At 62.9% G+C, this 13,596-nt stretch carries 13 protein-coding genes; 11 read left to right on the top strand and 2 right to left on the bottom strand.

Features of this window, described 5'->3' with window-relative positions:
* The first annotated feature begins 43 nt into the window (after window positions 1-43).
* On the top strand, window positions 44-220 hold the full coding sequence (locus ABID26_RS13510) for a Flp family type IVb pilin (protein WP_126096305.1): 177 nt from the start codon (window positions 44-46) through the stop codon (window positions 218-220).
* Between the two features lie 177 nt (window positions 221-397).
* Window positions 398-916, top strand: a complete 519-nt coding sequence (locus ABID26_RS13505) for an A24 family peptidase (protein WP_354415829.1) — start codon at window positions 398-400, stop codon at window positions 914-916.
* A 109-nt stretch (window positions 917-1,025) separates the two neighbouring features.
* On the opposite strand, the gene ABID26_RS13500 is transcribed toward ABID26_RS13505, so the two are convergent.
* On the bottom strand, window positions 1,026-2,189 hold the full coding sequence (locus ABID26_RS13500; protein ID WP_354415828.1) for an IS4 family transposase: 1,164 nt from the start codon (window positions 2,187-2,189) through the stop codon (window positions 1,026-1,028).
* A gap of 331 nt (window positions 2,190-2,520) precedes the next feature.
* Here ABID26_RS13500 and cpaB point away from each other — a divergent pair, with 331 nt between their 5' ends.
* The 7 genes from cpaB (at window position 2,521) to ABID26_RS13465 (ending at window position 10,642) form a co-directional block, all read left to right on the top strand.
* Window positions 2,521-3,330, top strand: coding sequence for a Flp pilus assembly protein CpaB (gene cpaB / locus ABID26_RS13495; protein WP_354415827.1), 810 nt, complete (start codon window positions 2,521-2,523; stop codon window positions 3,328-3,330).
* A complete protein-coding gene (locus tag ABID26_RS13490; RefSeq protein ID WP_126096302.1) occupies window positions 3,327-4,868 on the top strand; it encodes a type II and III secretion system protein family protein in 1,542 nt (513 codons plus the stop codon). The genes cpaB and ABID26_RS13490 overlap by 4 nt, the downstream gene beginning before the upstream one ends.
* Before the next feature lie 14 nt (window positions 4,869-4,882).
* Window positions 4,883-5,623, top strand: coding sequence for a CpaD family pilus assembly protein (locus tag ABID26_RS13485; protein ID WP_292345632.1), 741 nt, complete (start codon window positions 4,883-4,885; stop codon window positions 5,621-5,623).
* Window positions 5,624-5,653: 30 nt separating this feature from the next.
* Window positions 5,654-6,937, top strand: a complete 1,284-nt coding sequence (locus ABID26_RS13480) for an AAA family ATPase (RefSeq protein WP_292345638.1) — start codon at window positions 5,654-5,656, stop codon at window positions 6,935-6,937.
* A gap of 30 nt (window positions 6,938-6,967) precedes the next feature.
* On the top strand, window positions 6,968-8,467 hold the full coding sequence (locus ABID26_RS13475) for a CpaF family protein (protein WP_126096299.1): 1,500 nt from the start codon (window positions 6,968-6,970) through the stop codon (window positions 8,465-8,467).
* Between the two features lie 131 nt (window positions 8,468-8,598).
* Window positions 8,599-9,612: a type II secretion system F family protein gene (locus ABID26_RS13470; protein ID WP_354415826.1), complete on the top strand. Its 1,014-nt coding sequence runs from the start codon at window positions 8,599-8,601 to the stop codon at window positions 9,610-9,612.
* 13 nt (window positions 9,613-9,625) lie between these two features.
* Entirely contained in the window at window positions 9,626-10,642 is a 1,017-nt protein-coding gene (locus ABID26_RS13465) for a type II secretion system F family protein (RefSeq protein ID WP_354415825.1), read from the top strand.
* 90 nt (window positions 10,643-10,732) lie between these two features.
* Here ABID26_RS13465 and ABID26_RS13460 read toward each other — a convergent pair whose 3' ends face one another.
* Window positions 10,733-11,560, bottom strand: a complete 828-nt coding sequence (locus tag ABID26_RS13460; protein WP_354415903.1) for a tetratricopeptide repeat protein — start codon at window positions 11,558-11,560, stop codon at window positions 10,733-10,735.
* 123 nt (window positions 11,561-11,683) lie between these two features.
* On the opposite strand from ABID26_RS13460, the gene ABID26_RS13455 reads away from it, so the two are divergent.
* Both ABID26_RS13455 and ABID26_RS13450 read left to right on the top strand, forming a co-directional pair.
* Window positions 11,684-13,048, top strand: a complete 1,365-nt coding sequence (locus ABID26_RS13455) for a leucyl aminopeptidase family protein (protein ID WP_354415824.1) — start codon at window positions 11,684-11,686, stop codon at window positions 13,046-13,048.
* Between the two features lie 185 nt (window positions 13,049-13,233).
* Window positions 13,234-13,584: a MarR family winged helix-turn-helix transcriptional regulator gene (locus tag ABID26_RS13450; RefSeq protein WP_126096294.1), complete on the top strand. Its 351-nt coding sequence runs from the start codon at window positions 13,234-13,236 to the stop codon at window positions 13,582-13,584.
* Window positions 13,585-13,596: the final 12 nt, after the last annotated feature.

Genomic DNA, 13,596 nt, shown 5'->3' with positions numbered 1-13,596 from the left:
AAGTTGACGGAAGTGCTGTAACACGTGGAGTAGGAGCTCTCGAATGTCTAACCTTATCGCACGTTTTGTGAAGGACGAATCCGGCGCGACCGCCATCGAATACGGTCTGATCGCCGCTCTCATCGCGCTCGCCATCATGGTCGGCGCCGGCCAGCTCGGCAACGCCCTGAACACCAAGTTCAAAGCGATCGCCAGTGCGGTCGAAAATACCAACAAGTAACTAACCGAGTGACGGCGAAGTCGTTCTCGACGAGAAGGGCCGCCTCCAGGCGGCCCTTGTTCGTTGCAGCATCTGGTCACCTATACCGCGCGATTTTGATCGCTCGGCACTCACCGACCGTTAATGCCATATGCCTGGACTGGGCATGTTAATTTTCTCACGGCGCTGTGTTGTCTCATGCTTGAAGCCGTAATCTTCGTCGTCTTTCCTTTCTGCATGTTGTTTGCAGCGATCTCGGACATCTTGTCGATGACGATCGCCAACCGCGTGCCGGTGCTGCTCTTGGCGACGTTCGCTCTGGTGGCTCCGTTGACCGGGATGGACTGGGCAACCTATGGCGGGCATTTCGCGGCCGGTGCCCTGGTGCTGGCGGTGACGTTCGGCCTGTTCGCGCTCGGCGGCATGGGCGGCGGCGATGCCAAGCTTCTGGCGGCGACCGCGGTATGGATGGGGCTCAACATCAGTCTGGTCGGCTATCTGGTGACCTCGACATTGATCGGCGGCATGCTGACGGTTGCCATTCTGGCCTACCGGAAATCGCCGCTTGCGGCCTATACCGGCCACAACCGTTTTCTGCGCCATTTCGCCGACGAGAGCGTAGGCATTCCCTATGGCGTCGCGCTTGGTCTCGGCGGGATCGTCACCTTTCCGGATTCTCCGCTGATGGTCTGGGCACTGGACAGGCTCACCGCCTAAAGCGCATCGCGATCTTTCAGATTCGCTCCATGCGCTTTAGGTTTTTGATTTCAATCATGTCTTTGTCCCGAAACCGGTTCCCACTTTCGGCACGGCTGTCCGGGGAAAGTCATGCATAGGAGAAGCTCATCTGGCCTGGGGAGGATCGGAGCTTGCGTTGACTTGGGTTGACGGGCGGCGGTTTGTCGATGGCGGCGATGTTTCGTCGCTCGAAGAGGCATCGGGCGACCAGATCGGTAAACCTGAGGATAGGCATGGCGATACGGCAGGCCCGGGCGGCGATGCGCAGCAGCGCATAGGCGATCATGGCGGCGAAGAGCTGCAGGCGGATGGCGTTGTCATTGGTGCCGAGGAACTTGCGGATCTTCAGGTGCTGCTTGATCCAGCGGAACAAGAGCTCGATCTGCCAGCGGCCCTTGTAGAGGGCGGCGATCACGACGGCGGGGCGCTGGAGATCGTTGGTCACAAGCGTGATGGTGTCGCCGTTCTGGCGCTGCACGGTGAGCCGCCGCAATGGGATGGGCAGCTTGCGGTGGCTCTTGCTGGCAAGGCTCACCTCGACGTCTTCGAGAACGGTGAAGCCGTCGCCCTGCGCGCTCTTGATAGGGCGGCGGCTGAGCACCTCGAGCCCCATGTTGGATTTGGGGCGGGTGACGAAGAAGGCTTGGGCTGCGGCGATCGCCGTCCACCAGCCGTAATGGCAATAGCCCTTGTCGAACACGTAGGTGGCGCCGGTCTCAAGGGTGATCGTGCGGCCGATCTCGGCGTCGTTGACATTGGCGTCGGTGATGTCGAGGACGCGCGGGCAGTCGCTTTTGGGATCGTAGACGACATGCAGCTTCATGCCGCGGATGCGGCCGTTCGACTTGGCCCAGCCGCAGGCCTTGCCGAGCGGGATGGGGGTGGAATCGATCAGCCGCAGCATGGCCGCGCCTTCGCGGCGCATGTGCCGGTCGAGCTGGTTGGCAATGTGCTCGAAGGTCTCGGCAAACACGCCGACGGGGCGGCGCCGGTTGGCATCCGACAAGGTCGAGCGGCTCAGCCGGTCGCTGCCCAAGTGATAATGATGCTGGCAGTTGGCGTTCCAGCCAGCTTCAAGGCCGCGCAGGCTGTCAGCGCCGCTCAACTGCGCGTAGATCAGCACCATGAGATGGTCCCAGCTGTGGAACGACTTGTCGTAGGCGTCCCCATCATGGCTATCCACAATCGTCTGGAAGCGGCGCCGATTGAGCGGTTCAACCAGCTTGCCAAGAATGCTAGGCGTAAGGCGCATGCCCCGTCCCTTTCTGAGTCTCGACAACCAGAAGGTAGACGGAAAAACGCCGTCTTACGGGGCATGCGCATGTGGCATTTCGATTCACCCCTATCTTTCCCCGGACAGCCGTGCACTTTCGGGAGACATGCTTTAACTCGTTTTCCTAACAAGGGCATTTCTCGAGGTGGCGTGGCCGCCTTTTTTCGTTAACGGCGAGCGGTTCCATCCAATTTGAGTAAACCTTAAATTAATCACGATCGTAAGCATTGCATTAACCTTGTTTTGACGATTGCAACTGCAAAGTCCGACCTGGCGAGGTGGTTTGCCTTGAGGCGAAGGGTTCGGACGAATGCCAGCATCCCGACTGATTATTCTGGGCGTGGCTGTGGCCGCGGCGGGTGGCGCGGGTTATGTCGCAAAGAACATGGTGGCGGCGCCGCCCAAGGTGGTCGTCGAGGCTCCCAAGCAGCCGGCGATCGCGCTGCAGGATGTGCTGGTGCTTTCTGGCGATGTCGCCATGGGCAGCCAGCTCGGCGACAACATCAGCTGGGAGCGGTGGCCGGCCAGCGGCGTCAACGCCAATTTCATCACCCGGGCCGCCGAACCGGATGCGGTCGAAAAGCTCAAGGGCTCGGTGGCGCGTGTGGCCATGTATACCGGCGAGCCGTTGCGGCGCTCCAAGCTGGTCGGCGAGGGGCAGAGCTTCATGTCGTCGATCCTGCCGTCCGGCATGCGCGCCGTGGCGACCGCCATATCGGCCGACACATCGGCAGGCGGCTTCATTCTGCCCAATGATTTCGTCGACGTCATCATGACCCGGCGCGGCGATACCGGTAACGGCGGCAGCGGCTTCAACACCGAGACCATTCTCAAGAACATCCGCGTTCTGGCCATCGACCAGACCATCCAGGAAGACGAGGAAGGCAAGAAGACCAGGGTCGGCCAGACCGCGACGCTGGAGCTGACGCCGCAGCAGGCGGAGATCATCACTGTGGCGCAGCAGATGGCGGACCGCCTGACACTGGCGCTGCGTCCGATCGTGGACGCGAATGAGAAGAGCCTGGGCGAGGCCGACTATCTGGTGAACGGCAATGGCCGGCGCGGCACGGTGCGGCTGATCAAGTCGGGCGAAGTTTCCGAAGTGGGAGCAAGGAAATGAAGCTAAACGGCAAACTGCCAGTCATGGCGGCGGCGGCAATCGGCCTGTTCCTGCTCGGCGCCAATGCGTCCGGCCTCGTCGAGGCCAAGGCCGCGAACAGGGCGACAGGCGTGACGGCCTCGGTCGCCACGCAGCGCGTCAAGCTCGGTCTCAACAAATCGGTGGTCATCGATTTGCCGAGCGACGCCTACGACATCCTCGTCGCCAACCCGGCGGTTGCCGACGCGGTGACGCGCACGGCGCGGCGCATCTATCTGTTCGGCAAGGCGGTCGGTGAAACCAACATCTTCGTCTTCGGTCCCAACGGCGAGCAGATCGCCAGCCTCGACCTTGCGGTCGAACGCGACGTCGCCGGACTGGAAGATTATCTCAAGCGCTTCCTTCCGTCCTCTGACATCAAGGTCGAGTTGCTGAACGACAACGTGATCCTGACCGGTATGGTGGACACGCCGCTCGACGCCAAGCGCGCCGTCGACCTGGCGACCATCTTCGTCTCGGGCGGTGAAGCCACGACCGGCCAATATTCGCAGACGGCCGCCGGCGGATCGGCCAATGGCGGCGTCGACATCAACAATCCCGACCAGGAGCGCCGGGTCTCCAAGATCGTCAATCTGCTGCAGATCGTCGGCGACGATCAGGTGACGCTGAAGGTGACGGTGGCCGAAGTCAGCCGCTCGGTGATGAAGCAGCTCGGCGTCAACATGATCGGCAGCGGCAGCGCCAACGGCATTTCCTTCAGCACGGCAAGTTCTCCCGCCTTCGGGTTGGGCAAGCCGATTTCGCAGTCAACCGGCTTGTTGGTGGGAGACACCGTCGGAAACGGCATCCAGACCTACATCAATGCCATGGAGCAAAGCGGCGTCATGAAGACGCTGGCGGAGCCGACCCTCACCGCCGTTTCCGGCGAGAAGGCGACGTTCAAGGTGGGCGGCGAATACAATCTGGTCAGCGGACGCTCGAGCAACGTGTCGACCGACAACCAGACCGGCCTGACCACATATAGTTTCGACAAACTCGAGTACGGCATTGGCCTCGAGTTCCAGCCGGTCGTGCTGTCGGCCGGGCGCATAAGCCTCAAAGTCAGAACCGCCGTTTCGGAGCCGACTACCGAGGGTTCGGCGACTATCGAAGGCGGCGGCACCACGCCTGGCATGACGATTTTGTCGCTTCGCAAGAGACTGGCCGATACCACCGTCGAATTGCCTTCGGGCGGATCGATGATGATTGCCGGCCTCGTCCGCGACGACGTTCGCCAGGCTGTTTCAGGACTGCCCGGCCTGGCCAAGATCCCGGTGCTTGGCGCGCTGTTCCGTAGCAGGGACTTCGTGCGCAACGAGAGCGAACTCGTCATCATCATCACGCCTTACCTGGCAAGACCGGTGGCGCGCAACGAACTGGCCAAGCCCGACGACAATTTCAATCCGCCGAGCGACGGCGCCGGCATGTTCCTTGGCCGCGTCAACCGCGTTTACGGCACCATGCAGACCGACAGGCCACCCGGCCGTTATCACGGCGTGGTCGGCTTCATCTACAAGTGAGCGGGAAAGCGGACATGTCTCAGTCAGCATATAAGGCCATCACGATCGCGACGACAGGATCGGGCCGGGAGCGCATCCGCCGGTCTGTCGTCCCGGCCCTGGCGATCGTGCTTGCGGCGTCGCTCGCCGGCTGCGCCAGCTGGCACAGCGACAGCGTGACGGTCGGCGCCATACCGGACGACTATCGCACAAATCATCCCATCGTCATCGCCGAGAAGAACCAGAAGATCGACCTTCCTGTCGGCGCCGGCGATCGCGGCATGACTGGCGCGCAACGCGACTCACTGCTCGGTTTTCTCGATAACTACGACAGGAGCGCCGCGCCGACGTTGACGATCGCGACCCCGGTCGGGTCCGCCAACCAGCTTGCCGCTCGGGCGGCCAGCCGCGACTTTGCCCGGCTTGCCATGGCCGCCGGTGTGAAGCGCAACCGGATCGTCATGACGTCCTATCAGTCTGCCGTGCCGGAGGCCTCGGCGCCGGTGCGCGTCGCCTTTGTCGCGGTGAGGGCCCAGACCGACAGATGCGGGCGTTGGCCGGACGATCTCGCGGAGACGTCGGAGAACAAGCATTACGCCGACTTCGGCTGTTCCTACCAGAACAACCTTGCAGCTCAGATGGCCAACCCCAACGATCTGATCGGGCCGCGCAAGCAGTCCGATATCGATGCCGAGAACCGCGGCGCGGTGATCGATGTCTATCGTGCCCGAGGCATTTCGGACGAGTTCCTCGGCAATTCGGAAGTGACGTACTGAGCCGCGCCGGATGACGGAAAGAGCATGACGATGAGCAATCTTGCCTACGACACGCCCGCGGATACCGGCGATCTCTCGCAACAGGACATCGCCGCCATGCAGGCGCTGCGCCCGGTGCCGCGCATTTCCATCCAGGCCTTCTGCGAGACCGAGGGCGTCGCCAACCCCATCGGGCGTGCCGGCGAGGATCGCCGCATGGCCAAGGCCCATCTCAAGGTCCATATGGGCGGCATCGCCACCGCGATCGAATTCTACCAGTCGGCGCCGACACCCAACCTGATCCTGCTGGAATCGCGCAGCGAGCCGAAACAGCTGCTCGAACAGCTTACTCAGCTCGCCGAATATTGCGATCCGTCCTCGAAGGTCGTGGTCATCGGCCATTACAACGATGTCGGCCTCTATCGGGAGCTCATCCGTTCCGGCATTTCCGAATATGTCATCGCGCCGGTTTCGATGACCGACATCGTCAGCGTCGTGTCGTCGATCTTCGTCGATCCCGAGTCCGATCCGATCGGCCGCTCCATTGCCTTCATCGGCGCCAAGGGTGGCGTCGGCTCCTCGACGATCGCCCACAACGTCGCCTGGGCGATGTCGTCATTGTTCAAGTCTGAAGTCGTCGTTGCCGATCTCGATCTCGCCTTCGGCACCGCCAACATCAACTTCGACCAGGACCCCGCGCAGGGCATCGCCGAGGCGGTGTTTTCACCCGAGCGCGTCGACGAGGTCTATCTCGACCGGCTGCTCGCGCAGTGCGCCGAGCATCTGTCCCTCTTGGCGGCACCCTCCACGCTCGAGCGCGTCTACGATTTCGATCCGGACGCCTTCTCCCAGGTCATCGAAACGGCGCAGCGCAGCGCGCCCTTGCTTGTGCTCGACGTCCCTCACGTCTGGAGCGGCTGGACCAAGAGCACGCTGATCAAGGCCGATGAGATCGTCATCACGGCCACGCCCGAACTCGCCAATCTGCGCAACACCAAGAATATGGTAGACATGCTGAAGCGGCTGCGTCCGAACGACCCGCCGCCGAAGCTGATCATCAATCAGGCAGGCGTTCCGAAACGGCCGGAGATCGCGGCGTCGGATTTTTCCGAACCGCTCGGCATCACCCCCATGGCGGTAATCAATTTCGAGCCGCTGCTGTTCGGCAACGCGGCCAACAATGGCCGCATGCTCGGCGAGATGGACGCCAAGAGCCCGGTCGTCGGCACGATCAACGAAATCGCGCATGTGCTGACCGGGCGCAGCGAAATCAAGGTGAAGAAGAAGGCAGGCCTGGGCTCCATCCTCGGCAAGCTTTCGCGCAACAAGAAGTGACGCTCGCAAAGCGGCATCGGGTAATCGATCATGTTTGGTAAAAGAGGCAAAGACGACGGCAGCCGGGCAGCTCCCGAATTCCGTCCGCCGGCACCTCCTCCCGCCGCTCCCGCTCCGGCCGGGACGATGGCTCCCGATCGGCCGGCCGCGTCGGCGCCGAGCACGCCCGCAGCACCCCCCGTTCGCCGCCCGATCGAGGCGCCGCCGATGGCGCCCGAGCCGCCGAGAAGGGTCCAGCGCGAGCGCAGCGAGACCTATTACGACACCAAGAGCCAGGTGTTCTCCGCGCTGATCGACACGATCGACCTGTCGCAGCTCGCCAAGCTCGATCCGGAAAGCGCGCGCGAGGAAATCCGCGACATCGTCAACGACATCATCGCGATCAAGAACTTCGCGATGTCGATCTCCGAGCAGGAAGAGCTGCTCGAGGACATCTGCAACGACGTGCTTGGCTATGGGCCGCTGGAGCCGCTGCTGGCGCGCGACGACATCGCCGACATCATGGTCAATGGCTCCAAGAACGTCTACATCGAGGTCAACGGCAAGGTCGAACCGACCAGCATCCGTTTCCGCGACAACCAGCAGCTCCTCAACATCTGCCAGCGCATCGTCAGCCAGGTCGGTCGCCGCGTCGACGAATCGAGCCCGATCTGCGACGCGCGTCTTCCCGACGGCTCGCGCGTCAACGTCATTGCGCCGCCGCTCTCCCTCGATGGCACCGCGCTCACCATCCGCAAGTTCAAGAAGGACAAGCTGACGCTCGACCAGCTGGTCAAGTTCGGCGCCATCTCGCCGCAAGGCGCGGAGATCCTCAAGATCATCGGCCGCGTCCGTTGCAACGTCGTCATCTCGGGCGGTACCGGTTCGGGCAAGACGACGCTGCTCAACTGCCTGACCAACTACATCGATCGCGAGGAGCGGGTCATCACCTGCGAGGATTCGGCCGAGCTGCAGCTGCAGCAGCCGCACGTGGTCCGTCTCGAAACCAGGCCGCCCAATCTCGAAGGCGAGGGCGAGGTGACCATGCGCGACCTCGTCAAGAACTGCCTGCGCATGCGGCCCGAACGGATCATCGTCGGCGAGGTGCGCGGTCCGGAAGTGTTCGACCTTCTGCAGGCGATGAACACCGGCCATGACGGTTCGATGGGAACGATCCACTCCAACAGCCCGCGCGAATGCCTGAACCGTATTGAATCGATGATCGCCATGGGCGGTTATTCGCTGCCGCAGAGAACGGTGCGCGAGATCGTCGTCGGCTCGGTCGACGTCATCATCCAGGCGGCCCGTCTGCGCGATGGCTCACGCCGCATCACCCACATCACCGAGGTGATCGGCATGGAAGGCGATGTCATCATCACCCAGGATCTCGTCCTCTACAACATCAAGGGCGAAGACTCGAGCGGCCGTCTGATCGGCGAGCATGTCTCCACCGGCATCGGCCGGCCGCATTTCTGGGATCGTGCCCGCTACTACGGCGAGGAGCAGCGTCTGGCCAATGCGCTCGAGGCCATGGAGAAACGCGCTGACTGATGCATGTGGAGGTCTGAAGCAATTCCAGGAAAAGTGTGAAGCGGTTTTGCGTCCGGAATTGCGTCTAAACAAAGAAATAGGGCGGTTCGCCGTTTCTTTGAAGCGGCGAACCGCCCTGGGGATCCCGGTCGATGTTCGGAATTGATACCACGGTTCTGGCTTTCGTCGTGCTTGCGGGCTTAAGCGCCGGCGCGGTGGCCTATGCTTTCCTCTTCAAGCGCATCGATAACGAAAAGCAGGCCGGCAAGCGGCTTGAGACGATCAAGGCGGCCGAGACCGACCGGTCGGTGGTGAAGGCTTCGCGCGACCGAGCCGCGGAAGTGGTCCGGCGGCGCAAAAACCTCCAGGATTCGCTCAAGCAGCTCGATGAAAAGCAGAAATCCAACGACCGCAATATCAAGAAGCCGCCTCTGAAGGCCCAAATCCGCCAGGCCGGCATGACGGTTTCCATCGAGCGTTTCTACATCTACTCCGTGATCTGCGGGATCGTGCTTACCTTTCTCGTCTATCTCGCCGGTGCGCCATTGCTGGTCCTGCCTGGCGCTCTCTTGGCGGGCGCCTTCGGCCTGCCGCGCTGGTTCGTGTCGTTCCGCCGCGCGCGCCGGGTGAAGGCTTTCCTGGAGGAATTCCCGAACGCGCTCGACATCATCGTGCGCGCGGTCAAGTCCGGCCTGCCGTTGAACGATGCGATCCGCCTGATCGCCAATGAATCTCCCGAACCCGTTCGGGCCGAATTCCGCCGCATCGTCGATTCCCAGCAGATGGGTCTGTCGATCCCAGATGCCACGCTGCGCATGTCCGAGACCATGCCATGCAGCGAGGCGGGCTTCTTCGGCATCGTCATCCAGATCCAGTCGCAGGCCGGCGGCAATCTCTCCGAGGCGCTGGGCAATCTTTCGCGCGTGCTTCGCGATCGCAAGAAGATGAAGGCCAAGGTGCAGGCGCTGTCGATGGAAGCGAAGGCATCCGCCGTCATTATCGGCGCCTTGCCGTTCGTCGTCGCCTTCCTCGTCTATCTTTCAAGCCCGAACTACATCATGCCGCTATTCACGACCAGCGTCGGCAATCTGATCCTCGGCTGCTCCGGCGTCTGGATGTCGATCGGCATCCTGGTGATGCGCAAGATGATGAATTTCGAAGTGTAGGGACGCGGACCCAATGACAGACCAGGTCGTCAAGACGCTAACCGATCCTTCCTTTCTTATCGCGCTCCTGGTCGGCATCGCGGTTTTTGCGACCGTCTTCACGCTCATGCCGGCACTTGGCGGCAATCAGCTCAAGGCGCGCATGAAAAGCGTGGCGCTCGAACGTGACGAGCTGCGTTCAAAGCAGCGTGCGCGCCTCGCCAGCGAAGCCGACCGCCGCCGCAAGGGCCTGCGCGAGGAGCAGTCGATCGGCATGCGCAACATTGTCGAACGACTGGACCTCAAGCGCGCGCTTGCCGACGAAGGCACGCTGCAGAAGCTCAAAGTGGCGGGCTTCCGCGGCCAGAATCCACTGACGCGCTTCCTGTTCTTTCGCCTGGTCCTGCCCTTCATCGGTTTCGCGCTGGCGGCGATCTACGTGTTCCTTCTCGGCGGTCTGCCGCAGCAACCTGCCTTCATCAAGCTGTTCGTCTGCGTTCTGGTCGCCTATGGCGGCTTCTATGCGCCGATCCTCTATGTCAACAACCGCGCGACCAAGCGCAAGCAGTCGATCCAACTGGCATGGCCTGACGCGCTCGACCTGATGCTGATCTGCGTCGAATCCGGCATGTCAGTGGAAGCAGCGCTTCGCAAGGTCGCCGACGAGATCGGCGCCCAGTCCGTGGCCCTTGCCGAGGAATTCGTGCTCACCAATGCCGAACTCTCCTATCTGCAGGACCGCAAGGTCGCCTATGAGAACCTGGCAAGCCGCACCGGCCTGGAATCGGTGAAGTCGGTTTCCCAGGCCCTGGTCCAGGCGGAGCGCTACGGCACGCCGGTGGCGCATGCGCTGCGCGTGCTGGCCTCGGAAAGCCGCGACATGCGCATGAACGCGGCCGAGAAGAAGGCCGCAGCACTTCCGCCGAAGCTCACCGTGCCGATGATCCTCTTCTTCCTGCCGGTTCTGTTCGCCATCATTCTGGGGCCGGCCGGCATCCAGGTCAGCCAGCGCGGCATCTTCGGCGACCAGCACAATTCCAGCAGCGAGTAGGCGAAGCTGTTGAGCGACGACAAAGCCGCGTGGCGGGCGCCACGCGGCTTTCCTTGTCCGGCAGAGATGGATTGCCGCGCAGCCGCGCGGTCAGTTGGTCGCGACCTTCGCCTTGTCCTTGTCCTGATCCTTGAGCTGGCTCCAGGCGTTCTGCTGGGCAAGCATCTGCCGCAGATAAGCGATGTTGGCCCGCGCCTGCTCCGGCGAAAGCTCCTGCGAGGCAATCTTTTCGGCTTCGTCGAAGCGGCCCTGCAGGCCGACGACCAGCGCCAGGTTCTGCCGCACGCGGCTGTCGGCGTTCGGTTGCTGCACGGCCGAACGCATATAGCTCTCGGCCGTGCGCAGGTCGCCCTCCAGCACATAGGACATGCCGAGATTGGAGAGGATCGAAGCTTCGTTCGGCTTGAGCTCGAGCGCCTTTCGATAGTCCTGACGAGCCTCGTCCCGTTGCCCCATCTGGTCGAGGATCGCGGCTTCCGCCGACACCAGGCGCCAATCCGGATATTCCGGGGTCTGGGCGCGGCGCACGGCATCGAGCGCCTGCTCGAACTGCCCGTTGGCGGCCAGCGCCTTGCCGTAGGCGGCGAGCACGTCACGGTCCTTGGGGTAGGCGATTGCGAGCTTGCGCATCACGGCCAGCGACTGGTCGGCGTCGCCATCCATCTGCAGCGCCGCGGCGAAATTTGTGGCGATGCGTTTGTCGTTCGGGTTCCTGGCATAGGAATCGCCAAGCCTTGTCGTTGCGCTGTGCAATTCGCCAGCCGACATCGTCTCCAGCGGCCTGCTGTCGGAGCGGGAGATGGAGCCGGTGGTGAATTTGCTGGTGCTGCCGCAGCCCGCCACGCTGGCCGCCAGCGCTGCCACGAATGCCGCGGTGATCAGACGCTTGTTTTTGACGTTCGGCGCTGCGATCGGCATCGGCACCTGGTCTCCGTTCCTGTGCGGCCCTTGGTTGGCCGTCTTCCCTCCCGCAGAAATATTCTGTTAACCCTAACGGACCGTTAAGAAGCCGACTCGCCGTGCCCACCTGGAGACCATCGAATGCCTGTCGAACTCATTGACCAGAAGCCGGAATCCGCCTTGCCAGTTTGTCTCGTGGGAAGAGACGGCCTCGACGGCACTGATCTTCCGCCTTCCGCCGTCGCCTGGGCACGGGCCAACGGCTTTTCCGGCGAGGCGGGCCGCACGCTCGTTCTACCGGGCGAGGATGGCGCGCTCGCCGGCGCGCTGTTCGGCATCGGCGACGGCGAGAGCCAGCTTGCCGTCGGCGCCCTGGCGAGATCGCTGCCAGAGGGCGAATGGCATTTTGCCCAGGATTTGCCCGCGCCGGATCTTGCGGCGCTGGCGCTCGTCCTCGGCGGCTATGTTTTTACCCGCTACGGCAGGAAACCCGGTAAGACTGTACGCTTCGCACTGCCGTCCGGGGCTGACGGCGCGCATGTGCGTCGCATCGCCGAGGGTATTTTCCTGACGCGCGACCTCGTCAACACGCCGACCAGCGACATGGGCCCCGTCGAATTGGAAGAGGCAGCACGGACGCTCGCGGCGGTTCACGGCGCCGACATCTCCGTGATCCATGGCGACGACCTGCTGGCGCGGAATTTTCCGATGATCCATGCTGTTGGCCGCGCCTCAACCGGCGCGCCGCGGCTTATCGACATGACCTGGGGGCCGAGCGATGCGCCGAAGGTGACGCTGGTCGGCAAGGGCGTCTGCTTCGACACCGGCGGCCTCGACATCAAGCCTTCATCGGGCATGCTGTTGATGAAGAAAGACATGGGCGGCGCCGCAAACGTGCTCGGTCTCGCCTCCGTCATCATGGCGGCGAAACTGAATGTCCGGCTGCGCGTGCTGATCCCAGCGGTCGAGAATTCGATTGCCGGCAACGCCTTCCGGCCGGGGGACGTGCTGAGGAGCCGCAAGGGCATCACGGTCGAGATCGGCAACACGGACGCCGAAGGCCGGCTGGTCCTGGCCGACGCGCTGGCGCTCGCCGACGAGGAAAGGCCGGCCCTGCTGATGGACATGGCGACGCTGACCGGAGCCGCGCGTGTCGCGCTCGGCCCCGACCTGCCGCCCTTCTACACCGGCGACGAGCCGCTGGCGGCCGACCTGGCTGCGGCTTCGCTCGCCGTAGAGGATCCGCTGTGGCGCATGCCCTTGTGGCGCCCATACGATGCAAAACTGTCCTCGAAGATCGCCGACATCAACAACGTCACCACGGACGGCTTTGCCGGATCGATCACCGCGGCTCTGTTCCTCAAGCGCTTCGTCGAGAAAACGCCCGGCTGGGCGCATTTCGACATTTTTGCGTGGAACCCGAATGATCGTCCGCACGGCCTGACGGGCGGCGAGGCGCAAGGCGTTCGCGCGCTGGAGCGGATCATTTCGACGCGGTTCGGATAGAGCAATTCCAGGAAAAGTGCGTAGCGGTTTTCCGTCCGGAATTGCGTCAGACAAAGACAGCAATTCCAGGAAAAGTGCGCAGCGGTTTTCCGTCCGTAATTGCGTAAAACAAATACTCGGCGAGAACCCGGCAAAACGCGGTGGACTGAAACGGAAGCGAAACAATTTGCCGTCATGCTTACGGCATGTCGATCTCGATGCGCCCGGGCCAGGCTTTGCGACTGTGGCAGCAGGTGTTGCTGTCGCAGGTGCGCGATGGCGCGCCCGATCTCACCATGCGCCAGACGGCGATCCTGCTCACCATCTATCTCGATCCGCCGCCGCACACGGTGCGAGGGCTGGCCGCCAGGCTCAACGTCACCAAGCCGGTCATCACCAGGGCGCTCGACACGATGGGCGCGCTGAAGCTGGTCTCGCGCCACCGCGACGAGCTCGACAAGCGCAACGTGCTCATCCGGCGCACGGTCGAAGGCGCACTCTTTGTCGAGCGCTTCGGCGATGGTATCGTCGCCAGGGCGCATGAGCTGCCCATCTGACTGATCACCAAC

Source organism: Mesorhizobium shonense (assembly GCF_040545255.1).
GTDB classification, from domain to species: Bacteria; Pseudomonadota; Alphaproteobacteria; order Rhizobiales; family Rhizobiaceae; genus Mesorhizobium; species Mesorhizobium shonense.
The sequence above is the reverse complement of the archived record's forward strand: the minus strand, read 5'-3'. Positions and strand labels throughout refer to the sequence as shown.

Excerpts from the sequence above, each read along its gene's own strand:
- ABID26_RS13465 (WP_354415825.1), top strand. The coding sequence starts at position 9,626 with ATGACAGACCAGGTCGTCAAGACGCTAACCGATCCTTCCTTTCTTATC.
- ABID26_RS13485 (WP_292345632.1), top strand. The coding sequence starts at position 4,883 with ATGTCTCAGTCAGCATATAAGGCCATCACGATCGCGACGACAGGATCG.
- ABID26_RS13510 (WP_126096305.1), top strand. The coding sequence starts at position 44 with ATGTCTAACCTTATCGCACGTTTTGTGAAGGACGAATCCGGCGCGACC.
- ABID26_RS13500 (WP_354415828.1), bottom strand. The coding sequence starts at position 2,189 with ATGCGCCTTACGCCTAGCATTCTTGGCAAGCTGGTTGAACCGCTCAAT.
- ABID26_RS13460 (WP_354415903.1), bottom strand. The coding sequence starts at position 11,560 with ATGCCGATCGCAGCGCCGAACGTCAAAAACAAGCGTCTGATCACCGCG.
- ABID26_RS13490 (WP_126096302.1), top strand. The coding sequence starts at position 3,327 with ATGAAGCTAAACGGCAAACTGCCAGTCATGGCGGCGGCGGCAATCGGC.
- ABID26_RS13450 (WP_126096294.1), top strand. The coding sequence starts at position 13,234 with ATGTCGATCTCGATGCGCCCGGGCCAGGCTTTGCGACTGTGGCAGCAG.
- ABID26_RS13455 (WP_354415824.1), top strand. The coding sequence starts at position 11,684 with ATGCCTGTCGAACTCATTGACCAGAAGCCGGAATCCGCCTTGCCAGTT.
- ABID26_RS13480 (WP_292345638.1), top strand. The coding sequence starts at position 5,654 with ATGAGCAATCTTGCCTACGACACGCCCGCGGATACCGGCGATCTCTCG.
- ABID26_RS13505 (WP_354415829.1), top strand. The coding sequence starts at position 398 with ATGCTTGAAGCCGTAATCTTCGTCGTCTTTCCTTTCTGCATGTTGTTT.
- ABID26_RS13470 (WP_354415826.1), top strand. The coding sequence starts at position 8,599 with ATGTTCGGAATTGATACCACGGTTCTGGCTTTCGTCGTGCTTGCGGGC.
- ABID26_RS13475 (WP_126096299.1), top strand. The coding sequence starts at position 6,968 with ATGTTTGGTAAAAGAGGCAAAGACGACGGCAGCCGGGCAGCTCCCGAA.
- cpaB (WP_354415827.1), top strand. The coding sequence starts at position 2,521 with ATGCCAGCATCCCGACTGATTATTCTGGGCGTGGCTGTGGCCGCGGCG.